Source organism: Rhodococcus sp. 008, assembly GCF_001682295.1.
GTDB classification, from domain to species: domain Bacteria; phylum Actinomycetota; class Actinomycetes; order Mycobacteriales; family Mycobacteriaceae; genus Rhodococcus_F; species Rhodococcus_F qingshengii.
The window spans coordinates 663,897-689,385 of sequence record NZ_CP012749.1 but is presented as its reverse complement, the minus strand read 5'-3'; the positions used below and the strand labels follow the sequence as shown (position 1 = coordinate 689,385).

Genomic DNA, 25,489 nt, shown 5'->3' with positions numbered 1-25,489 from the left:
CATGGCTGACATCAAAGCTATCGACATCCCCAAATGGGGGCTCTCCATGGAGGAGGGGTTGGTCAACGCGTGGCTCATCGAGGAAGGTGACTCGTTCACCAAGGGCCAGTTGATCTGTGAGATCGAGACCAGCAAGATCACCAACGAGCTCGAGGCGCCGTTCGACGGTGTTCTCCGCAAGATCGTCGGCACGCCTGGGCAGACTCTGCCCGTCGGTGCCGTGATCGGTGTGTCCGCCGATGCGTCCGCGACGGATGCGGAGATCGAGCAGTTCCTCGCCGCCCGCGGCGCAACCGCGCCGGCGGAAGAGCCGGCACCGTCACCAGCTGCTGCGCCGGCGGCTCCCGTGACACCTGCGGCTACACCGGCTGCGAAGGTGGTTGTTGCACCGAAACCTGTACCAACCGGTTCCACCGTCGTACCGAGCGTTCTGCAAGGCACGACGCAGGACGATGTGTTTGCGAGTCCTCGCGCACTCCGACGTGCGGAATCGCTCGGAATCGATCTCGCCGCCGTAGTGGGTACCGGTCCCCTCGGGTGGATCAGTGTCCGCGACATCGACGACGCGATTCGTGACGCCGGTGGCACTGTTGCGCCGGTAGTGCCGGCCGCGAGATCCGGCCTCCCGCTGCGATCGACCGCCGACGACAGTGCCGTGCCTGCCACCCCGGTCGCACGCAGAACTGCCCGATCACTGGGCGTCAACCTGCATGACTGTCGTCCGACGGGTTCGCGGGGGCGCGTCTGCGTCGCCGATGTGCACGACGCCGCTCGTTCCGCGCAGCTCCTGCCCGAGGCGGCGGCTGAGACCGAATCTGTTGCGGCCGAACCCGAGTACGACACAATTCCTTTCACCCCCATGCGATCGGCAATCGCCGGTAGGTTGCAGGCGTCCAAGCAGCAGGCACCCCATTTCCGGCTCACCGCAGACCTCGAGCTCGATGCGCTCCTCGCTCTGCGCAAGGAGATCAATTCGACCGTCCCGGCGGTCAAGCTGTCGGTCAACGACTTCATCGTGAAGGCTTGCGCCGCTGCACTGATGAAGGTGCCGGACGTGAACGTCCAGTTCGATGCCGCGAACGAATCGGTTCTTCGATTCGCGTCGGCGGATGTCTCGGTGGCAGTTGCACTTCCGACCGGGCTGATCACGCCCATCGTGCGTAGCGCGAATACCAAGTCGTTGGCGGACATCTCGGGTGAGGTGCTCTCGTTGGCCACCAAGGCGAAGACCGGCAAACTTCGTCCCGAAGAATTCCAGGGCGGAACCTTCACGGTGTCCAACCTCGGCATGTTCGGGATCAAGGCATTCGACGCGATCATCAATCCGCCCCAGGGAGCGATCCTTGCCGTAGGTGCGGGGGAGAAGCGCGCGGTGGTGGTCGGTGACAGTGTTTCTGCCCGGACCGTGATGACCGTGACCCTCTCGTGCGATCACCGGGTTATCGACGGAGCCCTGGGTGCGACCTTCCTTCGGGAGCTCCAGCGCTTTGTCGCTTCTCCCGCGCTGATGTTGGTGTAAGGGGCTGTGGTGGAAAACAATACGTCGCATAAGTACGACGTTCTTGTCATCGGTGGCGGCCCCGGTGGTTACGTGGCGGCGATCCGGGCTGCCCAGTTGAGGTTGAACGTCGCGCTGGTAGAACGTGATCGCCTCGGAGGTATCTGCCTCAACTGGGGTTGTATCCCCACCAAGGCGATGCTGCACGGCGCGGACGTCGCGCATACCTTGAGTGAACTCGACACATACGGATTCAGTTCGGCGTCTGTCCAGTTCGACATCTCGAAGTTGGTGTCGTACAGCCGAGGGGTTTCGGAGAGGTTGTCCGGCGGTGTTGCCTATCTGATGAAGAAGAACGGCGTCGACGTCATCTCAGGCGCCGCTAAGTTGGTGGACAAAGGCGTCGTATCCGTGGGAGGACAGACGTATCGAGCCGACCACGTGATCATTGCAACCGGTGCCCGGCCGCGTTCGATTCCCGGCGTTGCCCCCGACGGTGATCGGGTATGGACCTACTTCGACGCGCTCGTCCCGAAGGAACTGCCGAAGTCGCTGCTCGTGATCGGGTCCGGCGCGATCGGAGTCGAATTCGCCAGCCTGTACCGCGATCTCGGAACCGAGGTGACCATCGTCGAGATGGCACCACACATCATGCCGGTCGAGGACGAAGAGATCTCGGCCTTCGTTCGCAAGCAGTTCGAGAAGCGTGGCATCACGATTCACACCGTAGCCTCGGTGTCGGCGGTGACCGTCGGCGACGACGCCGTCCAGGTGAATGTGCAGACGAGCGACGGTGTCGAGTCGTTGACCGTGGACCGGGTGTTGGTGGCGGCCGGAATCACCGGCAACGTCGAGGATCTGGGGTTGGAGGCTCTGGGCGTCGAGATCGAGCGCGGTGCGATCGTCACCGACCAGTGGTGCCGTACCAGCGCTTTCGGGATCTATGCGATCGGTGACGTCGCGGGCGCTCCATGTCTGGCGCACAAGGCAAGTCACGAAGCTGTCCTGTGCGTCGAAAAGCTGGCAGGCGTGCCCGACGTTCATCCGCTCGATCGCGACTACGTTCCGGGATGCACGTATGCCCGCCCACAGGTGGCGAGCCTGGGTCTGACGGAGAAGCAGTGCGCCGGTACTGGTCGCGCGCTGCGGGTCGGACACTTCGACCTGCAGGCGAACGGCAAGGCACTGGCGATCGGCGAGGCCGAAGGCTTCGTCAAGACGATCTTCGACGCCGATACCGGGGAACTTCTCGGCGCGCACATGGTCGGTCCGGATGTGACCGAGCAGATTCAGGGTTTCGGTATCGCTCGATCCCTCGAAGCCACCGGCGAGGATCTCGCCGAGGTCGTGTTTGCTCATCCGACGCTCTCGGAGGCAATGCACGAGTCTGTGCTCTCGGCGCTGGGGAGACCCCTCAACGCGTGAGCACCGTTCGCGTGCGTGAACGCGGTCCTTTCGTTCACGCACGCGAACAACTCTGCAACCGGGTGCAACGCTCGCTTTCGATGACCCCGTCACATAGGACTGGAGTGTGATCGGCGAAACGAATCGACTTGAACCGGCCCTGGCCAGTGGTGAAGACCCGGCGCAGTACGCACGTGTTCTCGAATCCGTGTACGAAGCAACGATGTCGGGACGCAAGCCGCCTGCGCGTCCGCGCTCCGTCATCGCGAATTCGTGGTCGCGTTTGCGTGCGCTCGGACTCGATCCGGACCGGTGCTCGATCACCGAGACGGGCCGCGAATCCGAGATCGAAGAAGGCAGACGCGCAGCCGGCATGGCGGAGATCTTCGACGAGGCGGTGCACGGTCTGGCACCACTCGTCGGCCCGGACGACGCGAATCTGATCGTGGTGGCGGACCGCTACGGACGTATCCTCTGGCGACACGGGTCCAGTCGAATGCTGGATCGGGCCGAACGGCTCGGGATGATCGAGGGTGCGTCGTGGACGGAGGAAGCTGTCGGTACCAACGGGATCGGCACTTCCTTGGCATCAGGTTCGGCAGTGCAGGTGTTCTCGGCCGAGCACTACTCGCGCTCGCAGCATCCGTGGACCTGCTCCGGGGCGACGGTTCGAGATCCGCGTAGTCGCCGGGCCATCGCCGTCGTGAACGTCGCCGGCGCAGCAGACACGGTCCACCCGTCGACTCTCGCTCTGGTGGACAGTGTGGCCAGGCTGGCGGAATCCGCACTGCGGGAGAAGCATCGAATCGGATTGGATCAGCTCCGGATGATCTCGGTATCGACGCTGGCTCGCGCGAGTCAGCCGACAGTGGTCGTGGACCGCAGTGGCTGGGTCGCGGCGGTGGACTCGATGGCGCCGATCTACAGAATCGCACTGCCGAAAGTGATGAGCAGCGGCGAGCATTGGCTCCCGTCGCTCGGACTATGTATGTGCGAGCCGCTTCCGGGTGGTTGGCTCGTCCGCCCTCAGATGGATCCGGCGTCCGGAACGGTTTGTGCCGAAGTCGAATTGGATGTGCAAGATCCGAATGCGATGGAATTGCGGTACTCCTCGGCAATGGGGAGCTGGAGCATCGACCTCAGCCCGCGCCATTCGCAGATCCTCGTGGCTCTGACACATGCGCCCGAGGGCCTCACGGCCTCGCAGCTCGCCTCACAGTTGTTCGGCGATCCACGCAAGACGGTGACCGTCCGGGCCGAGATGTCGAGGTTGCGTAAGCGATTGGCCGGAATCCTGTTGGCTCAGCCCTATCGCTTCGACCCGGCGGTGAGGGTAAAAACCGCCCCTGCTGTGCGCCTTTATTAACCGCGGGGGGTTAATAAAGGCGCACAGCAGAGCGGCGCGAACGCCGCACCTGCGCGTACTCGTAGCCGTTCTGCCAGGACACGGTGGCCACCAGCACCCAGATGATCCACGTGGCGCTCATGTGCGTGCCGACGATGCCCATGACGATGGGGATGGCGGTGCACGGGAGCGCCCAGCCGAGCAGCCACCGTCGGTCCGATCGCGCGAACAGCCCTGCCACCAGGCTGATTCCGAAATAGACTGCGATGCTTCCGCACAACAACCACCGCAGGTTCGCGGGCGTGTGCTCCGCGCCGTGTTCGGTTGCCGCTCCGAGCCCTGCGACCAGAACCGCGATAGCGCCGGTGGTGAAACAGTGCAGCGCCATGTCGATGCGAGCGGGAAACTTCTCGGCCTGCAGGTGCGGAACACCGGCGTGGCCGTAGAGAAGCGAGAGAGCCCACATGCCCGAGAGCAGGACAAACGATCCGACTGCGAGGCTGACCACCGTCGAGTCCCAGGTGAGCTTCGAGGCCGCAGAAATCACGAGGATCACACCCTCGCCCAGCACGATGATGACGTACAGGCCCAAGCGCTCGGCAAGGTGAGCCCGATCGGAGTGCAGGGCTTCGAGTTCGGGCATCCGGTCGTCCTTGAACCCCCGAACCTTGATGATGCGGTCGAGCTTTTCCTGCGCGTCTTCCATGATCGCGCTGCCGGAGACGACGAACATGATCAGCAGGTCGATGGTCACACCGGCGGTCCAGAGCCAGAACCGAGTTTCGCCCTCGAACCAGAACGAGACGATCCACGGGATCACACCGAGAGACATCTGGGCGATCGGCCAGTCCACGACTATCTGGCCGTTGTGCCACACCCGACTCGCCAGCAGACGTACGGCCACGTAGGCGACAGCGAAGGCCAGCGCATGGTTGTCGTGGATGCCGGCCACGGCTGCCATCATGACGGCCAGTCCGAACATGGCGATCAGCATGCTCGGGATCCGGACACGGTCACCGGCAACGTTGCCGTACATCGTGAACGTCGCCCACGCGGTCCAGAACGCGAGATAGAGCAACGCGTAGAGCGCGACATCCGACCACGACGGCGAACCGTGGAGCAGGTGAGCCAGCTGACCGATACCGGCAACCACGACGAGGTCGAAGAACAATTCGATCCATGACGCGTGTCGCTCGAGCACCGCCTTCTGCTTCGAGTCTGGTTCATTTCCGAGTTCCGACATACAGCTCAGTATCGGCTATCGGCATCAACAGTGCTGGTAGGCGGCGAAGTTGTCCGTTCTCTCGAAGTAATGCATATGCTGTCCGATGAGTGATCTGGATCATAGTTCGGGTGAGGTGGTCGACGTGCACGGTAGCGGTGACGTCGCTCTGTCCGCTGCGGACTACGACCGTGTCTTCGCTGTCTTCGACTACTGCTCGGCCGCGAGAACGCTCGATCAGCTCAAGGATCTCCTCATGGTCGCGCTCCATGATCACTACCGCTGTCCCAACACCACCTTCCTTGCCGGCCCGACCTTCACGACGGCTTTCGCCGACCCGGATCCGGTGACGACCGGGCGGATCACGCCGATCCTCGACGAGTACCAAGCGCACTGGTACCTCGACGACGTTTTTGCGACAGCGCAATCGCGGGCAACGCTGTTGGCATCTCCCGCCATCACGCACACTCAGTTGGCCGACGTCCCTTCACAGTCGGCGACGTACCTGCGAGATTTCCTCTATCGCAAACGCCTTCACAGCGCGTCGGTGATGCATCTCCAGTTGGCCCACGGCGGTCACGGTCTGGTGGGGATTTTCGATTCAGAAGGCAAGGATCTGTCGGGGCGCGACATCGTGGGCTTGGGCATTCTGGGCAAGCAATTGTCGCTGTTGTGTCAGACGCTGCCCGGGCAACGCGAGCCGGGATGGCGAGAGAAGCTGACGCCCCGGCAGATCGATCTCGCGGAGTTGTTGGCGGACGGCCATACCAACGACGAGATCGCGGTGATCCTGTCGCTGAGTCCGGACACGGTGAAGAAGTATGTAAGCCGCATCCTTGCTCTTCTGCGCGTTCGCAACCGTGCCGAGTTCGTGAAGTTGGTCTACGCGCAGAAACTTGCCGATCAACGCGCTTGAGATTGTCCACTTTCGTGCACTGTGACCGCGGTCACGGCACGGATAGCGTTTTCGGTGCACGGCCAGGAGTTGGCCCACAGCACTAGGAGAACTCATGAGTAGGCTTCGTTTCGGGTATTTCATGGCACCGTTCCACGTCCCCGGACGCAATCCCACCGCCGCACTGCAGCGTGATCTCGAACTGGTCGAGTACCTCGACCGGTTGGGCTACGACGAGGCGTGGTTCGGTGAGCATCACTCTGCCGGAAGCGAGATCATCGCGTCGCCGGAAATCATGATCGCTGCAGCCTCGCAGCGCGCACCTCGGATTCGTTTCGGCACGGGTGTCACGTCGTTGTCGTATCACAACCCGCTGTGGGCAGCGGATCGAATCATGCAGTTGGATCACCTGACTCAGGGGCGCACCATCTTCGGAGTCGGGCCCGGTTCGTTGCCCACCGACTCGGCGATGATCGGTCTGAACCCGACGGACACCCGAGAGTTGTTGCAGGAGAACCTCGACATCGTCGTGCGCCTTCTTCGTGGCGAGACGGTTTCCGCGAAGACACGAACCCACGAGCTGTACGACGCCAAGCTGCAGCTCGCTCCGTACTCGGAGAACGGCATCGAAATCACCGTGGCCGCAGTGGCCTCCCCGACAGGACCTCGCCTGGCCGGTACGCACGGTCTCGGTCTGCTCTCCATCGGAGCAACCTTGTCCGCCGACGGTTTCGACGCCTTGGCGCACCACTGGAATGTGATGGAGGAACGCGCTGAGGTCAACGGGACGACGGTGGATCGTCGGCAGTGGTCTCTTGCCGGACCTTTCCACATCGCCGAAACCGAGGCGGAAGCACGCAAGCAGGTCGAGTACGGCATCGAGGAGTGGTTCGACTATTTCCAGCACGTCGCGGCCTTCCCTCAGATGGCGGTCTCCGGTGCGCGTCTGAGCGAGATGATCGACTTCATCAACGAGGCCGGGATCGGTGTCATCGGCACACCGGAGCAGGCCAGACGTCAGGTACAACGGCTGTGGGACCAGTCCGGTGGTTTCGGCTGCATGCTGCAGATGGGTCACGATTGGGCGAACCCGCAGGACACCCGACGTTCGGCAGAGTTGTTCGCGCAGGAGGTCTTTCCGCACTTCCAAGGGCAGGCGCAGGCGACGCTCGACGCGGCAGCTCACGCGCGCGCTGTCAGGGAAGGGCATGCAAAGGCGCAACTCGACGCCGTCGACCACATGACGAAGAAGTACGCACAAGAGTTGGCAGACAAGGGCTGACATCGTGAATGTCCCACAGGGCAACCGGGCGTTGCGTTTTCGAGAAGCCATGGCGCACGTGTGCTCACCGGTCGCCGTCGTCACGGCAATGGACGGCGACCGGCCGCACGGCACGACGGTCAGCGCATTCATGTCGTTGTCGATGGACCCGCCGATGACCGCGGTGGCTCTGGATCGACAGTCGGAAGTTCTCGGCCTCATCGAAGGAACGCGGAGGTTCGCGATCAATGTCCTCGGGACCGCGCAAAGCTCACTGGCGGTTGCCTTTGCGAGGAAGGGCCGTGCGAAGTTCGACGGTGTCGAGTGGGCGGAGCATCTCGGTGTTCCGAGACTGCCGGACGTATCCATCTGGATCGCGTGCACCGTTGATGCCGTCGTGGACGGTGGTGATCACAAGATCGTGACAGGATCGGTGGACGAGGTCGAGCACCGCGAGTCGAATCCACTGACCTACCACCGGCGTGTATTCGGTACGCACGCACCGACGTCAGTGCTCTAGGAAGGAGAGCCATGTATGTACTGGTGGACGACGGCCGCGTCAGCATCCACGATGTGGACAACCTGAAGGCCTTTCACGTCGAGGTGAGTGCCGACATCTCCGAAGCCGAACTGGACGAACTCTTGCGCCTTCAGGATTACGGATACGTCAGCGGTGGTAGTGCATTCATCTCGGTAGCCCGCGTTCGCGAGAGCACCACGGACGTCGAAGGTGTTGCCGCGATGGTCGACTACGCCCAGAGCAAAGGCTGGGTGGACGAGGACGGCGAAGCACTGCAGGCTCACGTCGTTCGCCAAAAGTAGCGGAACGGCTCAGACCATGTCGTTCTTCTGCAGCCACCGCAGTGTCGGCCAACCGCAGAACACCGGGAGCCAGCAGGTCAGCACTCGGTAGAGCAGGACCGACGGGACCGCGATACTTGCCGGCAGTCCGAATGCGGACAGACCACCGATGAGGGCGGCCTCGACGGCTCCGACGCCACCCGGTGTCGGAGCCGCCGAGGCGAGCGTCCCACCGATCATCGTCACGATGGTGACGGTGATGAACGTCGTTCCGCCGCCGAATGCTTCGACGCTCGCCCACAGAGCCAGGGCGGCACCCAGAGTTGTTGCGGCGCTGCCGCCCACGATGATGAGGAAGCGCGTGGGATTTCGCGCGAGTTGGCTCAGTTCACCCAACACCTCGGTGATCTGAGGACGCAGATCGTCGCGCAGCCACCCACGGAGTTTCGGGATGAACATGAATGCACCGAGAACTCCGAGCGCGACGCCGCCCGCCAGGTACAGAACAGTGGATCCCGGGATGAAGTGCGAGAGGTTCGTATCACGTCCGGCGACGATCGAGAAGAAGATCAGCAAGCCGACGTGGGTGACCACCTGGACCGTCTGTTGCAGCGCGACTGCGGCCGTTGCGCGGACGGTACCGAGCCCACCCTTCTGCAGGAACCGCACGCTCAGCGCGAGCCCGCCGACTCCGGCCGGAGTTGTCGTCGCCGCAAAGGTGTTGGCCACCTGCATGATCAAGAGGTTGCGGTAACTGACCATCGACGACGCACAGGCCCACAGGGCCGCTGCCGCGCCGACGTACGTCAGTGCGGAGACGCCGAGGCCGAGCAGTGCCCACCACCAGTTGGCCGTCTTCAGTTCGGTGATGAACGCGGGGACCTGGCTGATGAAGGGGTAGGCGACGTAGACCAGACCGATGAGCAGAACGAGCTGGATCAGCTGGTTGCGACTGAATCGGGTGACCTGTGCGGGAGCGACCTTTTCGATCCCGTTCTTGGCACCGACCTCGTCTCGGATCTCGGTCATCAGTTTCGCGGAATCCGTGACCGTCCGCCGAATTCGGTTGGGCAATGCAGCGGTGGTCAATCGGCCGGAGGCGGCGAGAATCGTGTCTGCGCCTTGCGCTCGAATCGCGGCGTCCACCGCTGCATCGACCCCGAACAATGATGCGGTGGCGAAGAGAAGTTGTGCGTTGTCGGACTGCATCTGAACTTCGGTGGCGCCGAATTCGGAGTACGCGTACCCGCCGAAGAGGATGGTTCCGCCTTCGACACGAATCTCGGAAGCGCGCAGGTCGCCGTGCGCCATCTGGTGCACGTGAGCGGTATGCAGTGTTTGCCACAGCGCGTCGATCAGTTTGGTGGATTCTTCCTCGCCCGCCTGGTTCTCGACGGCGACGGCAAGGGGGATGCCACGAGGACTCGGGCGCGCGTACATCTCCCACCCGCGATCGAGTACCGAGATTGCGACGGCCTTGGAACTGGCCAGACCGATGTCGGCGAAAGCGATACCCATGAGCGCTCGGTGTTCGACGGCGCGACGAAGCGATCCGTAGGGCGGCGGAGTTTCACGGTTACGGAAAGAGATCCAACGGAACGTCTGTCGAATTGCTCCGCTGCTTCGCTGGTTCTGTCCGTACAACTCGACGACGAGTTCGTCGAAAGGTTCGTCGTCCGGTGCTTGGTCGATGGCTGCGGACATGACAAGAGGCCCGATTCCCGAGGGACTCACGACGCGGAACGCGGTGACGCGGTAACCGCGCCGCGCAAGTACGCGTACTGCCGAGTCCAACGGCACTTCGAGGGCAGGGGTGCCGACGGCGAGAACGATCACCGCGCCGATCAGGTAACCGACGGCGAGACCCAGCATCGATCGTGCGGGAACGATCGAGCTGACGATCAGATGGATGGGAGCGAAGAGCAGAAGCAGCGTCCACCAGGCTCGTCGCCACTTCTTCGGAAGCCACGGGCCCGAGACGGTGAGCACCGCCGCGAGCATCGCGATCCATCGCGGATCGTCGAGGAATTGCGACAGGAAGGTGGCGTCGAGTCGGTCCGGCACGTCGAGGTGCCATTTCGGTGCCGCCAGGCCTGTTCCGGTGAAGGACAGCGCGACACCGGCGCACAGGCCGGCGGCGGCGTATCCGGCCAGCAACTTCCACCGGCGCCCGACGATCAGGCCGATCAGGATGGCGAACGGTAGCGCCAGAATTGCGATGCCGTAGAGCAGGTACACAGTGTCTGACAGGCTCGGCGACAGAACACCGACGATGTTGGACACCGACGTTTCGAGCGCGTCCCACTGACTTCGAGTGATCAGAGATCCCGCGATCACGCCGCCGAGCAGCACAGCAGCGATCGCAACCCGCATGATGTCGCTCGTACGGCGGTGCAGTGGTGGCAGGAGGCTTCCCGTTACCGGGATCTCCCGTCCGTCTACTCGCATCTCGCCAGAACTCTCTTCTCTCGGGGTTACCGACCGTCTCAGTTACCTCGATCAAGGTACCGCGTGAGGGTTCGGCGACTGGGAAGCCGGACCTGTCGTTACCTCCTCGATGCCAAGCAACATTCTCTTCGGACCCGCGGGAGCGGGCTTCGGCGCGTAAAATTCACTTTCCGGACGTTCGTTCATTTCGACGACAGGGAGTGCGTATTCATGAGCCCCGACGCCAGCGGTGTGGACGGTCGGGTTCCTGACCTGCCGACCCCGTCGACCAGAATTTCCGTCACCGAGGATTACGCGGCCGAGATCGACGAGCTGTCGAGTCTCAAGCACAAGCTCGGCGTGCTGGAGCCTTCGGAGTTCGCGGATGCCTGGAAGCAGGGTTACCCCTACGAGAAGAAGATGTCGCGCCGCGAGTACGAGCGGAAGAAGCGGCGTCTGCAGATCGAGCTGCTCAAGCTGCAGTTGTGGGTCAAGGAAACCGGTCAGAAGGTGCTCATCATCTTCGAAGGTCGCGATGCTGCCGGTAAGGGCGGGTCGATCAAGAGATTCACCGAGCATCTCAATCCCCGTGGAGCCCGCGTGGTCGCGCTCGAGAAGCCCACCGACATCGAGCGGACGCAGTGGTATTTCCAACGCTATGTCGCACACCTACCCAGCGGCGGCGAGATAGTGATGATGGACCGGTCCTGGTACAACCGCGCCGGCGTCGAACGAGTGATGGGTTACTGCACGCCGACGCAGTATCTCGAGTTCATGAGAGAGACCCCGGACTTCGAGCGGATGCTCGTCAACTCCGGGATTCATCTGCACAAGCTGTGGTTCTCGGTCAGCCGCGAAGAGCAGTTGGCGCGGTTCGCGGCCCGCCGAACGGACCCGGTGCGTCAGTGGAAGCTCTCACCGACCGATCTGGCTTCGCTCGACAAGTGGGACGACTACACCCAGGCCAAGGAAGCCATGTTCTTCTACACCGATACCGGGGATGCGCCCTGGACGGTGATCAAGAGCAACGACAAGAAGCGCGCTCGCCTCGAGGCGATGCGTCACGTGCTCGCCAGCTTCGACTATCCCAACAAGGATCACCGGGCTGTCGGTACTCCGGATCCCTTGATCGTCGGGCCGGCGTCGGCGGTATTCGAAGAGGGCGAGCACGTGAACGTGGAGTTGCCTCAGCTCTAGCGCAGGTGATCGCTCAGATCGAACTGGCCTCTGCCCACAGATTGATGCCGCTGTCCTTGGCGTGCTGATCTATGGAGGCCAGTTCGGCTGCGCTGAATTCGAGATTGTCGAGCGCGCCGACGTTGGCTTCGAGTTGGGCGACACTGGACGCACCGATCAGTACCGAGGTGACCCGCGAATCGCGGAGTGCCCAGCTCAGTGCCAGCTGAGCCAGCGACTGGCCGCGGTCTGCCGCGATGTCGTTGAGCGCGCGGATGTGGGTGAGAGCGTCGTCGGTCAACCACGACGGATCCAGTGACTTACCTTGAGCTGCACGGGAATCCTCGGGGACGCCGTTCAGATAGCGATCGGTGAGCATGCCTTGAGCGAGTGGTGAGAACGCGATGACGCCGACGCCGAGATCGTCGACAGCCGACAGCAAGTCCTGCTCTATCCAGCGGTTCAGCATCGAATAGCTCGGCTGGTGGATCAAGAGCGGAACCCCCGCAGCGGCGAGCAGTGCGGCGATTTCACGGGTGCGCTCCGGCGAGTACGAACTGATACCCGCGTACAGGGCCTTGCCCTGCTGGACAGCGCTGATCAGGGCGCCTGCGGTCTCGTCGATCGGAGTTTCGGCGTCAGGGCGATGGCTGTAGAAGATGTCGACATAGTCGACGCCGAGTCGTCCGAGCGACTGATCGAGGGACGACAGCAAATACTTTCGGGAACCACCGAATCCGTAGGGGCCGGGCCACATGTCCCAGCCGGCTTTGGACGAGATGACCAATTCCTCGCGGTACGAAGAGAAATCCTCACGCAGGATCCTGCCGAAGTTCGTCTCGGCGCTTCCGTACGGGGGTCCGTAGTTGTTCGCAAGATCGAAGTGGGTGATTCCGAGATCGAATGCCCGCCGCAGAACTGCGCGCTGGTTCTCGATCGGTACGTCGTCGCCGAAGTTGTGCCAGAGGCCCAGCGAGATGGCCGGGAGTTTGAGACCGCTCCGACCGGTTCGGCGGTACGGCATGGCTTCGTAGCGGTCCTGCGCGGCGACGTACTGATCGGACATGGTGCCTGCCTTCACATCGTTGTGTCTGCGGTTGAGCGTTCACTCCCGACCATTATCGCCGACGGCGCTCAGGTGTGCCGGCCGCTGGAGGTGTGTCAGTCAAAATGCTTGCGGTTTAAAGCAATTCGATCGATCTTTTGGACCGATGTTCAGGTTCGAGTCACAGTGCCGGGCGGCGGTGACGTCGACCACGTCTGGGCTCGCATCTAAGGGAACGGTAAGGAATCGCGGTTACCATGGTCACAGTCGATCGGCGATACCGATCGCCGATTCGCTTCGAACATGTTGCCCAGCAGCCGGATCCGGGGTCCGGCGAGGAGATCTATGTCGACGCAGTCCGTAGTGCACGCACAATCATCCGCAGACGAGAGCGTCGTGGGGGATTCGTCTCCGCCGGGTGGTGGAAGCCGGCGATATCTCGAGCAACTGATCAGATACGACGTGCCGGCGTCGCTGGTCGTATTCCTGGTGGCGCTTCCCCTGTCATTGGGAATTGCGATCGCCTCCGGGGCGCCGATCATGGCAGGTCTGATCGCCGCAATCGTCGGCGGAGTGGTGGCCGGAGCTGTGGGAGGTTCACCGCTGCAAGTCAGTGGTCCCGCAGCCGGCCTGACCGTGGTGGTCGCCGAACTGATCGGCAAGTTCGGGTGGAAAGTCACCTGCCTGATCACCGTCGGCGCCGGAATTCTGCAGATCGTGTTCGGGCTCAGCCGAATTGCCCGTGCGGCGCTGGCTATTGCTCCAGTGGTGGTGCATGCGATGCTCGCCGGTATCGGCATCACCATTGCGCTACAACAGGTTCACGTGTTGTTGGGTGGAAGCTCGGCCAGCTCGGCGCTGGACAATCTACGGCAGTTGCCCGCACAGATCGGTGCCTTGCATGTCGAGGACCTGATGATCGGACTCGTTGTCATCGCCACCCTTCTCGGGTGGCGCTATCTCCCTGCCGGTGTCCGCAAGGTTCCGGCGGCGTTGGTGGGCATCGTATTGGCAACTCTCGCTTCGCTGGCGCTGCCGATCGACGTCGAGCGTATTGCTCTCGACGGATCTTTGCTGGACTCGATCGGACTCCCCGCTCTGCCCGACGGCCAGTGGCTCGGCGTCGCAACCGGCATCCTCACCATCGCCCTGATCGCCAGTGTGGAGAGTCTGCTCTCGGCCGTGGCCGTGGACAAGATGCACTCGGGCCCGCGGTCGAACTTCGATCGCGAGATGCTCGGCCAGGGCACCGCGAACATGGTGTCCGGGGCCATCGGCGGCCTTCCGGTCACCGGGGTGATCGTGCGCAGTGCGACCAATGTCGAGGCCGGGGCGAAGTCCCGCGCGTCGTCGATCATGCACGGCCTGTGGATTCTGCTGTTCTCGGCTGCGCTCGCCGGGTTGGTCCAGCAGATTCCGAAGTCTGCACTGGCCGGACTGTTGATTGTCATCGGTATTCAACTGGTCAAGCTGGCGCACATTCGGTTGGCGCGACGGACCGGTGATCTGTGGGTGTACGGCATCACGGTGGTCGGCGTCGTGTTCTTGAATCTGCTCGAGGGCGTCCTGATCGGGTTGGCGCTGGCCATCGCCCTCCTGGTGTGGCGTGTCATCCGCGCAACTGTCACCGCAGAAGAGTTGGGCGACAACGATTCCGGGAAGTGGCGCATCCTGGTCGAAGGCTCGTGCACCTTCCTGGTGCTGCCCAAGCTGACGTCGGTGCTCGCCGGACTCCCACCGCGGTCGGACGTCACCGTCGAGCTGTCTGTCGATTTCCTCGACCATGCCGTCTTCGACGTCATCGAAGAGTGGGCGAGGCAGTACGAGTTGGCAGGTGGTTCGGTGGTCATCGACGAAGTCGGCTCGGTGAGTATGGAGAGCGCGACCACCGGTCCGCCGAAGCGCGGCGCCGCAGTCACCGACCTGCGCGGCTTGCTCGCGCCGTGGGGCAGTTGGCAACCACAGGCTTCGGGGAGGAATCTGAGCAGCCCGCCGGCCTTGCGGCCCATTCTCGACGGGGTGTCCAACTATCATCGCCATCGCGCCGAAGCGATACGGCCGCACATGGATCAGTTGCGCGACGGGCAGAACCCCGACTCCCTTTTCCTTACCTGCGCAGATTCGCGAGTGGTGCCGAACATCATCACGAGCAGTGGCCCCGGTGACCTGTTCACCGTGCGCAATGTCGGAAACCTGGTTCCTGCCGGCGGCCGCGATACGTCGGTGGAAGCGGCGCTGGCCTTCGGGATCGACGAGTTGGGTGTCAGTTCGGTGGTCGTGTGCGGACATTCGGGCTGCGGCGCGATGCAAGCACTCCTGACCAACGGTCCGTCGGAATCGGGAGTCGTCGGTGAATGGCTGCGGCATGCGGAGACGAGCTTGCAGGCCTATACGAGTGGCCATCCGGTCGCGCGTGCTGCGGCCGAGGCAGGTTTCTCGGAGGTCGATCAGCTCGGAATGGTCAATGTCGCAGTCCAATTGCAGACTCTCGAACGCCATCCTCTCGTCGGTCAGGCCCGTGTGGATGGTCGCCTGCGTATCGCCGGACTGTTCTTCGACATCGGCTCGGCTCGGGTCATCGAAGTGACAGCGTCGGGGATCGGCCAGTTGATCGAGACCTGAAGGGCTATTCGGGTCCGGGCTGATCCCTGAGTTCGACCAGCAGGCGAGCCCCGCCGAGTGGACTGTCGTGAAATGTCGTCCGTCCGCCGTGCAGGGCCGCCTGCTGCGCCACCAGCGCCAGGCCCAAACCGGAGCCTGTCTTGCCTGCCGTCGATCCGCGAGTGAAGCGCTCGAACACGCTCGAGCGTTCCTCGGCCGGTATTCCGCAACCGTTGTCGTCGATCGTGATCGTGACGGTGTCCGGTGAATCGGCCGGGCGAGCGAGGGTGATGCGCACCGCGCTCGCGCCGCCGTGGCGGACTGCATTGGTGATCGCGTTGTCGAGGATCAACCGGATTCCGCCGGGAAGGGCCCGGATGCAATAGGGGAGTGGGGAATCCACCGTGACGACGCCGACGTCGAGCCCAGGATGATGTCGGCGTGCGTCGTCGGCAGCGATGTCGCAGACCTCGGTCAAATCGGTGTCCTTGAAATCCTCGGCCGTCGAGAGTTCACCCTTCGCCAGGCGCTCGAGGTCTCTCAGAGTTGACTCGACGCGGCCCTGCGCGCGGGCCAGATCTGTGAGGATCTCGCGTCTTTGTTCGTGATCGAGGTCGTGAATGGACAACACTTCGATGTCGGTTCGCATTGCTGTCAACGGAGTTCGGAGTTCGTGAGCCGAGGCGGACGCAAAATCTCGGGCGGCGGCAAGGGCGGAGTTGGTTGCGGCTTGCGCTCGAGCGACGTCGCTGAGCATCGATTCTGCTGCTGCGGCAAGCTCGTCCGCTTCACGGATTCCGGAAACCTCGGTGGCGAGATCGGGATCGCGCCTGGCGATCCGGCGGGTCAACTCCACGAGGGGGCGCACCGCCGGGCCACCGAACAACCATCCCAACGCAGCTGCGGCCGCTACGGCCCCGACGCCGAAGAACGCAACCTGTCGCTGTTGGTCGACTGTGATGTCTCGCGCTTCGGCATAGGGAACCGCCAGCGAGACAAGGGCATTGATCCCGTCGGCCTCGGCGGTATATGCCCGGTACTTCGTACCGTCCACGTCGACGGTCGCCGAGCCGACCGGTAGTTCGGGCAGTCGCGTCGGGGTACTGGATTTGACGGTTCCGTCGGTGTCGGAGCGGATGGTCACGGAAAAGGCGCCGCCGTCTCCGAACGCGCCGAGAAAAGGTCCCGCTGTAGCCGCATTGGCCACGATGACCGTCGATGCCGTCTCCAATCGACGGTCCAACTGCGCCAAATTGTTTCGTGCGATAGCCAGTGCAACGACCACACCGAGAGCGATGACGATGAACGTCGCCCCCAGTGCCGCGGCCGCGGCAACGCGAGTTCGTAGTGAGAAGCGGCGACGCTTCACGGGTTCTCCCGAAGCACAAACCCGACGCCGCGAACCGTATGCAGCAGACGAGGTGAACCACCGGATTCGAACTTTCGACGCAGATAGCCGATGAAGACGTCCACGACGTTCGTGTCGGCGACGAAGTCGTAGCCCCACACCAGTTCGAGGAGACGTTCGCGAGTGAGCACGATGCCTGAATTGTGTGCGAGCACTTCGAGTAGCTCGAATTCGCGTTTGGTGAGCGGTACTTCCTTGCCGTCGACACGAACCCGGCGACCGGAGAGATCGATGTCGAGGTTTCCGACCCGCAGGGTATTCGTACCCTCGGAGTGATCGCCGGCCGGAGTGTTGCTGCGACGGAGCATTGCGCGGATCCGGGCAACCAGTTCGGCAAGAACAAACGGTTTGACCATGTAGTCGTCTGCACCGGATTCGAGCCCGGCGATGCGATCGTCGACCGAGTTGCGCGCACTGAGCACGCAGATCGGGATTTCGTTGCCGGCGGCACGAAGCGCCGTCACCACACCGGTGCCGTCGAGCACCGGCATGTTGATGTCGAGGACTACCGCGTCCGGTCGTTTGTCGGAGATCACTCGGAGCGCGTCGGCGCCGTCCACCGCCGTCAGTACGGTGAATCCCGAGAGCCGCAATCCGCGTTCGAGTGAGGTCAGGACGTCTGCGTCGTCGTCGACTACGAGGATTTTCGGTATCTCGGTCACAGCCCCATTGTGCCTTGCCTGATACGTCGGGTTTCGCCGATCAGACCGGCAAGTCGGTACCGTCCGGACGCAGACCGGCCATGAACACCGCGACCAACCGCGGGACCAGGTTCGGCATGGCCTCGTCGGACAACTCGATTTGCGGGCGCGTCAGTTTGGCCAGAGCCATGACGAATTCGAGCGGTTGCAGATCGGCGCGAACCAGTCCGGCGCTCTGAGCGGCGCCGATCGTCGCGGTCATCTTCGTTTTCGTCACCTCACGCACCGCCAGAACTTCGGGCGCCAGCTCGGTGAAACTGCGTTCCACCAGTGCAGGAATGAGCGCACCCAGGCGCAGTTCCACGAGGCGGTCCACCAGCGTGTGCCACGCGTTTGCCGGATCGGTGGACATTGCCGTGAGTGCGATGTCGGCAGCCTCGCGGACATCGGTCAGTGTTGCGACGGCGACGGCGGTCACGAGGTCCTCGCGCGTCGGAAAGTTTCGATACAGCGTGGCGATGCCCACTTTCGCGAGTTCTGCGACTGCATCGAGCGGCGCGTCGTGCCCGCGTTCGGTGAACACCGCTCGTGCGGCGTCGATTATTGCGTTTCTGCGTTCACGTGCATCGGCTCGCACATCCACCTCCGGTATTGACAGTTCATCATAACCGGAGGAATATCTTCCACAAATAGTGGAGGAAAAACTTCCACTTAGGGAGGGTAGTTATGAACGCCGAAGTTGAAGCACAGGACCGCAAGAAGTTGGTGGCTGTGGTGTTGGGCTTGTCCGCCGTGATCGGGCTGATGCTGCTTGCCTTCGTACTGCCCTCGGTCAACAGTGGCCCGCACGAACTGAAGTTGGGCATCACCGGTCCAGTTGCGGCAACCGAACAGATCAGCACCTCGCTCGAGGCGAGTAAGCAAGGCGCCTTCGATACTCGAGAATTCGCCGACGCCGACGCCCTGCGTGACGCGATTCGGAATCGCAACGTGGTCGGCGGAATCGCCGTTGATGCCAACGGTCCTCACGTGTTGATCGCGACTGCAGGCGGAACCCCGATCGCCCAGACCCTGACCGGGGTGGCCAACGGCCTCTCGGAGGCCTCGGGGGCAAAGGTTCCCGTCGAAGACGTTGTGCCGTTGACGGCGGACGACCCGACCGGTGCTGGGCTCACGGCATTGGCCTTGCCCTTGGTGTTCGGCGGAATCATGCCCGCTGTTGTTCTCGTGCAACTGTTTCCGCGCAGCATCGTCAAGCGAGTGTTGGGCGCTGCCGGCGTCGCGGTGGTCGCGGGTTTTGCACTGACTGCCATTCTGCAGTTCGGCACCAACAGTCTTGACGGAAACTACCTGCTCACCGCGCTCGCACTCACCATGGGCATGTCGGCCATCTCGCTTCCCATTTTGGGGCTCGAATCCCTGCTCGGGATGAAGGGGTTCGCGTTGGGCGCCGTCACGATGATGTTCATCGGAAACCCACTCTCGGGGATGGCGACAACTGCCGCGTGGTTGCCCGCAGGCTGGGGCGCATTGGGGCAGCTGCTCCCACCTGGCGCCGCAGGAGCATCCGTCCGTTCGATGGCGTTCTTCGACGGCCATGGCGCCACCACGCCACTTCTGGTGCTGGTGTGCTGGATTGCCGTCGGGATCGCGCTGTGCGTGGCTGCCGGACGGAAGAAGGCGTCGGCGCCGGTTATCGAACCGGAGGCTGCGCTGGTCTAGCCGGCGCAGCTTGCGTACGGGGTCAGGTCGGGAATCGGCCAGACCCCGTCAACGCGTTCCACGGCCAGTTCGGCGACCACGGTGTCCTCGTCCATCGGTAGAGGTCGGAGGATTCGGGGCTTTTCCGCCTCCCATTCGACGTCGATGCCCGCGGAGGTCAGGGCGTCCTGATCGATGACGGCGACGACCAGCGGCAATGTGAGGTCGCCGAACACCAGATCGAGCACCGAAGTGAGTGCGTCCGGGGTGGTTGCGCGAATGAATCCTGCCTCGTCGTAACTGATTCCGCGCGTCGAGACCTCGTACTCACCGAAACGCTTGCATGCTTCCCAGTCGTCGGCGATAGCGACGTGGACGAGTCGTTGTCCGGTCATGCAGTGCTCCTGTAGTATTCGAATTAATGAAACGTCAACGTAGCATTAATTTACCGGCACGGTAACAGGGGACTTTATGGAGCAACCGCGCAGACGTGGGAGAACCAGTGACGCCGAACGCGCCGAACGACGCAACGAGATTCTCGACGTCGCTGTCGACTCGTTTCGAGATGTCGGGTTCGCCCGAACTACCATCGAGGGCATTGCCACGGTGGCCGGCGTCGCCAAGCGGACCGTGTACAGCTACTTCGGCGACAAGTCTGCGGTCTTTGCAGCTGCGGTTGCGCGTCAGCACGCGTACGTCGACAATGCCGGCGAGGGCCAGTCCGACCTGCTCGCCGCTGCAGTGGACATCGTCATCGCCCTGCACAGCGACAACTCGATTGCGCTGCACCGCATGATGATCGGCGAGGCCGTGCAGTTCCCTGAATTGGCCGCAGCGTTCTACAAATCCGGCCCGGCCAAGTCGATTGCCTTTCTGGAGAAGATTTTGATCGATCAGCACGGCCAGAAGGCTGCGCTGTGCGCGGATCAGTTGTACACCTTGCTGCTCGGGGAGGAGCACCGGCGGCGACTGCTCGGGCTCACCTCCGAACCGACAGCCGAAAGAGCGGCGCAACTGGCGGCCCGCGCGGTGGGATGCGTTCTGAGATCTGATCGGTAGGCTCGACTGGGTGAGTAACTCTGTGATCTGGTTTCGACGCGATCTGAGGGTCGGTGATCTTCCGACTCTGACTGCAGCGGCGGATGCCGGCGGACAGACGTTGGGTTTGTTCGTCCTCGACGAGAAGTTGCTCGGACCGGCAGGCTCACCCCGCCAGAATCAACTGTTCGCCAACTTGTCGGCACTCGATAACCAGCTCGACGGACGATTGATGGTTGTTCGAGGTGATCCGGCAGACGTGGTGCCCCGCGTGGCGGAATCCGTTGGCGCCGAAGAAGTTCACATCAGTGCCGACTACGGGCCCTACGGCCGACGGCGCGACGCGGCCGTGGCCGAGAAGGTGGAGTTGATCGCCACCGGGTCACCATATGCCGTGGCGCCCGGACGCGTCACCAAGGCGGACGGTGATCCGTACAAGGTGTTCACGCCGTACTTCCGTCAGTGGATGGAACATGGTTGGCGGGGCCCCGCGTCGACCGATGCGGGGACGGTCCGTTGGTTCGATCCGAGCGAGAAGGACGGTGGCCCGCGCCGGGTGAGTATCCCCGCGCCGTCCGGCACCGTCAGCGATGTCGTCGGTGAGACCGGTGCGCTCGAACAGTGGAAAGAATACTGCGAGAACGATCTTGACCGGTACGACGACGAACGAAATCGCCCCGACCTCGACACCACGAGTCGGATGTCGATCCCGCTCAAGTACGGCACGATTCATCCGAGAACCATGTTGGCAGATCTCTCCAAGCGACTCGGAGACGGCGCTCAGGCGTACCGTCGCCAGCTTGCTTGGCGAGACTTCTACGCAGACATCCTGTTTCAGCGCCCCGACAGCGCGCGGAAGAACTACGACGACAAGTTCGACCGTTTACGTCACGACGAGGGAGTCGACGCAGACGCCGCCTTCACGGCCTGGTGTGAAGGCAAGACCGGCTTCCCGATCGTGGATGCCGGCATGCGGCAACTCGCCGCCGAGAACTGGATGCACAATCGGGTCCGAATGATCGTCGCGTCATTCCTGGTGAAGGACCTGCACATTCCGTGGTGGCGCGGCGCACGGTACTTCATGTCGCAACTGGTGGACGGTGACTTGGCCTCCAATCAGCACGGGTGGCAGTGGACTGCCGGGTCGGGTACGGATGCTTCGCCTTTCTTCCGCGTCTTCAACCCGATCACGCAAGGGGAGAAGTTCGATCCCGACGGCACATACGTCCGTCGGTGGGTCCCCGAACTTCGCGATGTTCCCGGGAAGGCCGTCCACTCGTTGAAGGCGATGCGCCCAGTCGACTACCCGGACCCGATCGTCGATCACGCGCACGAGCGTGAGGAAGCCTTGCGCCGGTACGGCGAGATCAAAGGCTGAGTGCTCAGTGATCTGCGGGCGCTACGCGGACGCGGTTTCCGTCCAGATCTGAAATGACGAACGTCAGACCGAAGACATCTTCGTTGGGTTCTTCGACGACCTCGACTCCCTTGGCCACCCACTCGTCGTGGATCGCCCGAATTTCGTTGCTCCCGCCGTCGACCAAGATGCCGACTTCGAAATTGCGCGGCGTCGCGGGATCGAGGTCGCGGGACTTGCCGCTCCACAGTGCAAGGACCACACCGCCGCCGAGGTCGAAGGTCATGTACCGAGGGCTGAGGACCTCAGGCTTCGCGTCGAACAATTCGCCGTAGAACGCTGCTGCGGAGGCGGCATCGCTGACGTAGATCAGAAACTGGTTGGGTAGTCGCACTGTGGTTTTCCCTCTCCCGTTGATGTTCGGGCCACCGGCAACGGGGCGTGTGCCTGGTCGTGCGGGGCTGCGTTCAACAATCCCCGCGCGCCGGACGAATGTCCAAGAACAAGTGCGTCTGAGAGGCAGATGGATTACTTATGACGACTGCTGCAGTCACACCGCACTGAGGTGGTACCCGACGCTCAGGTTCGGGTAGTAGCCGTCGATGTAGCTCGAGATGAAGTAGTGATCAGGGTCGGTGGTGCGGGTTCCGTCGGTGTCGAACTGCGGATAGTCGTTGGCCATGAAGACGGCTTGTCCGCCGCCGGGAGTGGAATAGACGACGTCGACCGTCAGGCCGCGCGGGTCCTGGTTGTACGCCGTGACGATTTCGGTCTCGTGGGGAGCGAGCGACTGGCGTGGGCTCTGCATCCACTGTCCGTAGGGGTTGTCGGCGCCTTCGAGATGAATTGTCTGTTCGGTGTCGTTGCTGATCGTCATCGTGATGCTGTTGCCGGTTGTGGGAAGGGTTCCGGCACTGGCGATTCCGCTCAATCCCAACGTGAGGGCGCCGGCGGCCAGAGCTGTGATTGCGGCAACTACGTAGCGTGGGTTCGTCATCGACGGTGTCCTTTGTCCGGGTGAGCGTTCGGTTGGCTCTCTCGAAGACAACTATGTCGGAGCAGATCGATGTCGTATGTCCACTCCCCGGACCCTGTGCAGGCGGAACGGTGTGTCCACCGATCGGGGGACACCTACTCCGACACCGAGACGGCTTCGACCTTTCGCTCGCCGGTGACCAGCAGTCCGATCAGTGCGGCCGCCGCGAGCACCATGACGAGTGCTCCGTAGCCACGCGTCGTATCCACCAATCCGACCTTGCCGACCAGGTAGCCGGCCAGCAAGGCGGGAAGACTGTTGGCCAGATATGCGATGACGTAGACGGTGGACAACAAACCCGCGCGTTCGTGGTTCTCGGCCAGCGGCATGACGGTGAGGATAGTTCCTTGGAATCCTGCTCCGAAGCCGATACCTGCAACAGCCGTACCGACCAGAATCAATACGGCAGAGGATGTTTCAGCACCGATGAGTGTGACGGCCACCCCGAGCACCAAGGCGGTGGTTCCGATCAGCATCACGGTCCGGCCGCCGAGTTTGCGGAAGGTGAGTACTGCTGCCGCTCCGAATCCTGTCAGTGTTGCAACCATGATGGCACCGATGAGGGAGCTGTGAACGTCAAGTGCGTTGCGCGCCAATGCAGGTCCGAGTGAGAGGTAGAAACCTCCCAGCGCCCAGACCGCGATCAGGCACGGTGCGGTCAGGGCAATCATCGTGCGCGCCTGACGAGGAACGGCCAGTGTGGGGCGCAGGGACTGCCAGGCTCCGGGGCGTCCGCCCGAAGTCTCGGGAGCGGCCCATACTCCGAAGATCTCGAGAATGACAAGCACGAGAAGGACCAGGTAGACAGTGCTGGTGGGCCGGGGCAGGTGCTCGCTGATGAGGCTCGAACCCACTGCTCCGACTGCAAGCCCCATCGTCGGAGCGACGCTGTTGATGATCGATCCTCGGCCCGGAGTGCGTTCGAGGTCGATCAATGCCGAACCCAGAGCACTGATTGCAGCGCCGGTGGCAACACCCTGTACGACCCGGGCGATGAGCAGGATGGTCAACCCGTCGGCCGAGGCGAACAGCGCGAGCGAGACTGCCTCGAGCGCGAGTGCTCCGAGCAGGACCGGGCGCCTGCCGATGTGATCGGACAGGGATCCGGCGGTCAGGAGCGTGGCGAGCAATGCGAGAGCGTAGATGCCGAACACGAGCGTCGACGCCAGCGAGGAGAATCCCCACAACTGTTGATAGTGCTCGTACAACGGTGTCGGGGTCGCGGATGCGCCCAGGAACGTAGCGATGATGACGGCGATGAGTGTGAAAGCGACGCCTCGCCCAAGGCGTGGGCGTGAAGTGCTCTCGGTCTGAGGTGAAACGGTCGTTGTCATTGTCGTAGCGCTTCCCGTGCGGGTGGTGAAGACTTCAAACGCAAATACTTTGCGTTTGGGACGCTACGCCTGGCCGTAGCCTAATGCAACATCTTTGCGTTAGTATTGGATTTATGAGTCCGTCCGCAGGTCCGCGCCCCGGTGGCCGTAGTGCGCGCATCCAACAGGCCGTGCATGCGTCGGCGCGCAAGTTGTTGGAACAGCGTGATCGAGCCGAGATCACGGTGCCGATGATCGCGACCGATGCGGGAGTGACCCCGTCGACCATCTATCGGCGGTGGGGTGACATCAACGAAGTCTTTGCCGACGTCTCGATCGAGAGATTGCGCCCGGACGCCGACCCGCGTGAAACGGGCTCGCTCCGAGGGGATCTGACGATTTGGGCGCAGGAGTACCTCGAGGAGATGTCTGCGCCTGTCGGTCGTGCTTCGTTGCGTGACGTGTTGATGAGCGACGATCAGACGCATGCACCGGACGGTACGAAGAAGTTCAAGTGTGCCTTCTTCTGTCGGACGCAGATCGACGTGATCCTCGCGCGTTGGCCGGAAGCTGCCGGCGTGGATGGTGATTCGGTGGTCGACCATGTAGTGGCGCCGATCATCTACCGAATTCTGTTCGACCTCGAACCGGTCGTGCCGCAGCGAGTTGCGGAATTGGTGGATCAGACGCTTGCCCTCGCGGCGCGGGTCGTTGCCGAAGGCTGATCGCTACGTAGTCGGGCGTGGACGTGCATGTCGTGCCAGCCGTCGGCGTGCCTGGCGGAGCTTCGTCGAACACCTTCTTCGCTGAACCCTGCTTTGGTGGCGACTCGGCACGATCGTGGGTTGTGGATCGAGTGCTCGAGTTCCAGTCGATGAAACCCCGCTTCGCGGAATGCCCACTCGGACAGTGCGGTTACAGACTGGGTGCACAGTCCGCGGCCGCGCGCCGCTGGGGTCACCCAATACGCGAGCTCGGCAGTGCCGTCCCACAAATTCACCCCCTTTGCTGCGATTCGGCCGAGGAGTTCATTTGTCTCGGGAGCGGCGATCGCCCAATGGCATTCGGATTCGCTTGCCCACCCGTCTCTCCACTGGGTGAGCCAACCCCGTGCTTCGTCGATCGAGTCGGCGCGGCGGATGTGCCAACGCTGAATCGACGGATCGCGAAAGGCTTCCATGACGGCCGGTGCGTCGTCGCGGGTCCAGGGTCGGAGAATCGCGAAAGTCCCGACGTGGATCGAGGGTTGGTCCATTCCCCGGAGATATCCAGCGGCGATAGCGGGCGTGGTCAACTTGGGCACGTGAAGCATCATCGCCT

At 62.9% G+C, this 25,489-nt stretch carries 24 protein-coding genes; 13 read left to right on the top strand and 11 right to left on the bottom strand.

Features of this window, described 5'->3' with window-relative positions:
- Position 1 precedes the first annotated feature (1 nt).
- The 3 genes from AOT96_RS03170 to AOT96_RS03160 all read left to right on the top strand — a co-directional run bounded on the left by AOT96_RS03170 (position 2) and on the right by AOT96_RS03160 (position 4,268).
- Positions 2-1,519, top strand: coding sequence for a 2-oxo acid dehydrogenase subunit E2 (locus tag AOT96_RS03170; RefSeq protein ID WP_065351281.1), 1,518 nt, complete (start codon positions 2-4; stop codon positions 1,517-1,519).
- A gap of 6 nt (positions 1,520-1,525) precedes the next feature.
- Positions 1,526-2,923 (top strand): dihydrolipoyl dehydrogenase, encoded by a 1,398-nt coding sequence (gene lpdA / locus AOT96_RS03165; protein ID WP_065351280.1) that lies wholly within the window; start codon positions 1,526-1,528, stop codon positions 2,921-2,923.
- 106 nt (positions 2,924-3,029) lie between these two features.
- Positions 3,030-4,268: a helix-turn-helix domain-containing protein gene (locus AOT96_RS03160; RefSeq protein ID WP_054188867.1), complete on the top strand. Its 1,239-nt coding sequence runs from the start codon at positions 3,030-3,032 to the stop codon at positions 4,266-4,268.
- A gap of 10 nt (positions 4,269-4,278) precedes the next feature.
- On the opposite strand, the gene AOT96_RS03155 is transcribed toward AOT96_RS03160, so the two are convergent.
- Entirely contained in the window at positions 4,279-5,490 is a 1,212-nt protein-coding gene (locus AOT96_RS03155) for a low temperature requirement protein A (RefSeq protein ID WP_054188866.1), read from the bottom strand.
- 85 nt (positions 5,491-5,575) lie between these two features.
- On the opposite strand from AOT96_RS03155, the gene AOT96_RS03150 reads away from it, so the two are divergent.
- From AOT96_RS03150 to AOT96_RS03135, 4 genes are all read left to right on the top strand, one after another.
- Complete coding sequence (locus AOT96_RS03150; RefSeq protein ID WP_007733461.1) at positions 5,576-6,385, top strand: helix-turn-helix transcriptional regulator; 810 nt, start codon at positions 5,576-5,578, stop codon at positions 6,383-6,385.
- A 94-nt stretch (positions 6,386-6,479) separates the two neighbouring features.
- Complete coding sequence (locus tag AOT96_RS03145; RefSeq protein WP_007733459.1) at positions 6,480-7,646, top strand: LLM class flavin-dependent oxidoreductase; 1,167 nt, start codon at positions 6,480-6,482, stop codon at positions 7,644-7,646.
- 49 nt (positions 7,647-7,695) lie between these two features.
- On the top strand, positions 7,696-8,145 hold the full coding sequence (locus AOT96_RS03140; RefSeq protein ID WP_007733458.1) for a flavin reductase family protein: 450 nt from the start codon (positions 7,696-7,698) through the stop codon (positions 8,143-8,145).
- Positions 8,146-8,156: 11 nt separating this feature from the next.
- Positions 8,157-8,447: a hypothetical protein gene (locus tag AOT96_RS03135; RefSeq protein WP_042451185.1), complete on the top strand. Its 291-nt coding sequence runs from the start codon at positions 8,157-8,159 to the stop codon at positions 8,445-8,447.
- Positions 8,448-8,456: 9 nt separating this feature from the next.
- Here the strand turns inward: AOT96_RS03135 and AOT96_RS03130 are convergent, their stop codons facing one another.
- Positions 8,457-10,874: a lysylphosphatidylglycerol synthase transmembrane domain-containing protein gene (locus tag AOT96_RS03130; protein WP_007733454.1), complete on the bottom strand. Its 2,418-nt coding sequence runs from the start codon at positions 10,872-10,874 to the stop codon at positions 8,457-8,459.
- Positions 10,875-11,084: 210 nt separating this feature from the next.
- Between AOT96_RS03130 and ppk2 the strand changes: the two genes are divergently transcribed.
- A complete protein-coding gene (gene ppk2, locus AOT96_RS03125; protein WP_003940295.1) occupies positions 11,085-12,050 on the top strand; it encodes a polyphosphate kinase 2 in 966 nt (321 codons plus the stop codon).
- Positions 12,051-12,063: 13 nt separating this feature from the next.
- On the opposite strand, the gene mgrA is transcribed toward ppk2, so the two are convergent.
- Complete coding sequence (mgrA, locus tag AOT96_RS03120; protein WP_007733451.1) at positions 12,064-13,095, bottom strand: L-glyceraldehyde 3-phosphate reductase; 1,032 nt, start codon at positions 13,093-13,095, stop codon at positions 12,064-12,066.
- A 324-nt stretch (positions 13,096-13,419) separates the two neighbouring features.
- Between mgrA and AOT96_RS03115 the strand changes: the two genes are divergently transcribed.
- Positions 13,420-15,696, top strand: a complete 2,277-nt coding sequence (locus AOT96_RS03115; RefSeq protein WP_065351279.1) for a SulP family inorganic anion transporter — start codon at positions 13,420-13,422, stop codon at positions 15,694-15,696.
- Positions 15,697-15,700: 4 nt separating this feature from the next.
- Here AOT96_RS03115 and AOT96_RS03110 read toward each other — a convergent pair whose 3' ends face one another.
- The 3 genes from AOT96_RS03110 to AOT96_RS03100 are packed head-to-tail and all read right to left on the bottom strand — an operon-like array spanning position 15,701 to position 18,361.
- The gene (locus AOT96_RS03110) at positions 15,701-17,044 is read right to left on the bottom strand and encodes a sensor histidine kinase (RefSeq protein WP_003939972.1); all 1,344 of its coding nucleotides are present in this window, start codon (positions 17,042-17,044) and stop codon (positions 15,701-15,703) included.
- Complete coding sequence (locus AOT96_RS03105; RefSeq protein ID WP_003939853.1) at positions 17,041-17,745, bottom strand: response regulator transcription factor; 705 nt, start codon at positions 17,743-17,745, stop codon at positions 17,041-17,043. The genes AOT96_RS03110 and AOT96_RS03105 overlap by 4 nt, the downstream gene beginning before the upstream one ends.
- 40 nt (positions 17,746-17,785) lie before the next feature.
- Positions 17,786-18,361 carry a TetR/AcrR family transcriptional regulator gene (locus AOT96_RS03100; RefSeq protein ID WP_065352753.1) on the bottom strand — a complete coding sequence of 192 codons (576 nt, stop codon included), beginning with the start codon at positions 18,359-18,361 and terminating at the stop codon, positions 17,786-17,788.
- 89 nt (positions 18,362-18,450) lie between these two features.
- On the opposite strand from AOT96_RS03100, the gene AOT96_RS03095 reads away from it, so the two are divergent.
- Entirely contained in the window at positions 18,451-19,446 is a 996-nt protein-coding gene (locus tag AOT96_RS03095) for a hypothetical protein (RefSeq protein WP_065351278.1), read from the top strand.
- Here AOT96_RS03095 and AOT96_RS03090 read toward each other — a convergent pair.
- Entirely contained in the window at positions 19,443-19,820 is a 378-nt protein-coding gene (locus AOT96_RS03090) for a DUF952 domain-containing protein (protein ID WP_030535385.1), read from the bottom strand. The genes AOT96_RS03095 and AOT96_RS03090 overlap by 4 nt on opposite strands.
- A gap of 76 nt (positions 19,821-19,896) precedes the next feature.
- Between AOT96_RS03090 and AOT96_RS03085 the strand changes: the two genes are divergently transcribed.
- The gene (locus tag AOT96_RS03085) at positions 19,897-20,484 is read left to right on the top strand and encodes a TetR/AcrR family transcriptional regulator (protein WP_065351277.1); all 588 of its coding nucleotides are present in this window, start codon (positions 19,897-19,899) and stop codon (positions 20,482-20,484) included.
- A 10-nt stretch (positions 20,485-20,494) separates the two neighbouring features.
- Entirely contained in the window at positions 20,495-21,841 is a 1,347-nt protein-coding gene (locus AOT96_RS03080; RefSeq protein ID WP_031330882.1) for a cryptochrome/photolyase family protein, read from the top strand.
- Between the two features lie 4 nt (positions 21,842-21,845).
- Here the strand turns inward: AOT96_RS03080 and AOT96_RS03075 are convergent, their stop codons facing one another.
- From AOT96_RS03075 to AOT96_RS03065, 3 genes are all read right to left on the bottom strand, one after another.
- The gene (locus tag AOT96_RS03075; RefSeq protein WP_003939994.1) at positions 21,846-22,214 is read right to left on the bottom strand and encodes a VOC family protein; all 369 of its coding nucleotides are present in this window, start codon (positions 22,212-22,214) and stop codon (positions 21,846-21,848) included.
- A 156-nt stretch (positions 22,215-22,370) separates the two neighbouring features.
- A complete protein-coding gene (locus tag AOT96_RS03070) occupies positions 22,371-22,817 on the bottom strand; it encodes a hypothetical protein (RefSeq protein ID WP_021332236.1) in 447 nt (148 codons plus the stop codon).
- A 134-nt stretch (positions 22,818-22,951) separates the two neighbouring features.
- Positions 22,952-24,190 carry an MFS transporter gene (locus AOT96_RS03065; protein WP_003940229.1) on the bottom strand — a complete coding sequence of 413 codons (1,239 nt, stop codon included), beginning with the start codon at positions 24,188-24,190 and terminating at the stop codon, positions 22,952-22,954.
- Positions 24,191-24,303: 113 nt separating this feature from the next.
- On the opposite strand from AOT96_RS03065, the gene AOT96_RS03060 reads away from it, so the two are divergent.
- Positions 24,304-24,894 carry a TetR/AcrR family transcriptional regulator gene (locus AOT96_RS03060; protein ID WP_007733425.1) on the top strand — a complete coding sequence of 197 codons (591 nt, stop codon included), beginning with the start codon at positions 24,304-24,306 and terminating at the stop codon, positions 24,892-24,894.
- Here AOT96_RS03060 and AOT96_RS03055 read toward each other — a convergent pair.
- A complete protein-coding gene (locus AOT96_RS03055; protein ID WP_063316060.1) occupies positions 24,852-25,472 on the bottom strand; it encodes a GNAT family N-acetyltransferase in 621 nt (206 codons plus the stop codon). The genes AOT96_RS03060 and AOT96_RS03055 overlap by 43 nt on opposite strands.
- Positions 25,473-25,489: the final 17 nt, after the last annotated feature.

Coding starts and splice junctions, on each gene's coding strand:
- AOT96_RS03170 (WP_065351281.1), top strand. CDS start 2: ATGGCTGACATCAAAGCTATCGACATCCCCAAATGGGGGCTCTCCATG.
- AOT96_RS03155 (WP_054188866.1), bottom strand. CDS start 5,490: ATGTCGGAACTCGGAAATGAACCAGACTCGAAGCAGAAGGCGGTGCTC.
- AOT96_RS03150 (WP_007733461.1), top strand. CDS start 5,576: ATGAGTGATCTGGATCATAGTTCGGGTGAGGTGGTCGACGTGCACGGT.
- AOT96_RS03145 (WP_007733459.1), top strand. CDS start 6,480: ATGAGTAGGCTTCGTTTCGGGTATTTCATGGCACCGTTCCACGTCCCC.
- AOT96_RS03140 (WP_007733458.1), top strand. CDS start 7,696: ATGGCGCACGTGTGCTCACCGGTCGCCGTCGTCACGGCAATGGACGGC.
- AOT96_RS03135 (WP_042451185.1), top strand. CDS start 8,157: ATGTATGTACTGGTGGACGACGGCCGCGTCAGCATCCACGATGTGGAC.
- AOT96_RS03130 (WP_007733454.1), bottom strand. CDS start 10,874: ATGCGAGTAGACGGACGGGAGATCCCGGTAACGGGAAGCCTCCTGCCA.
- ppk2 (WP_003940295.1), top strand. CDS start 11,085: ATGAGCCCCGACGCCAGCGGTGTGGACGGTCGGGTTCCTGACCTGCCG.
- mgrA (WP_007733451.1), bottom strand. CDS start 13,095: ATGTCCGATCAGTACGTCGCCGCGCAGGACCGCTACGAAGCCATGCCG.
- AOT96_RS03115 (WP_065351279.1), top strand. CDS start 13,420: ATGTCGACGCAGTCCGTAGTGCACGCACAATCATCCGCAGACGAGAGC.
- AOT96_RS03095 (WP_065351278.1), top strand. CDS start 18,451: ATGAACGCCGAAGTTGAAGCACAGGACCGCAAGAAGTTGGTGGCTGTG.
- AOT96_RS03090 (WP_030535385.1), bottom strand. CDS start 19,820: ATGACCGGACAACGACTCGTCCACGTCGCTATCGCCGACGACTGGGAA.
- AOT96_RS03085 (WP_065351277.1), top strand. CDS start 19,897: ATGGAGCAACCGCGCAGACGTGGGAGAACCAGTGACGCCGAACGCGCC.
- AOT96_RS03070 (WP_021332236.1), bottom strand. CDS start 22,817: ATGACGAACCCACGCTACGTAGTTGCCGCAATCACAGCTCTGGCCGCC.
- AOT96_RS03065 (WP_003940229.1), bottom strand. CDS start 24,190: ATGACAACGACCGTTTCACCTCAGACCGAGAGCACTTCACGCCCACGC.
- AOT96_RS03060 (WP_007733425.1), top strand. CDS start 24,304: ATGAGTCCGTCCGCAGGTCCGCGCCCCGGTGGCCGTAGTGCGCGCATC.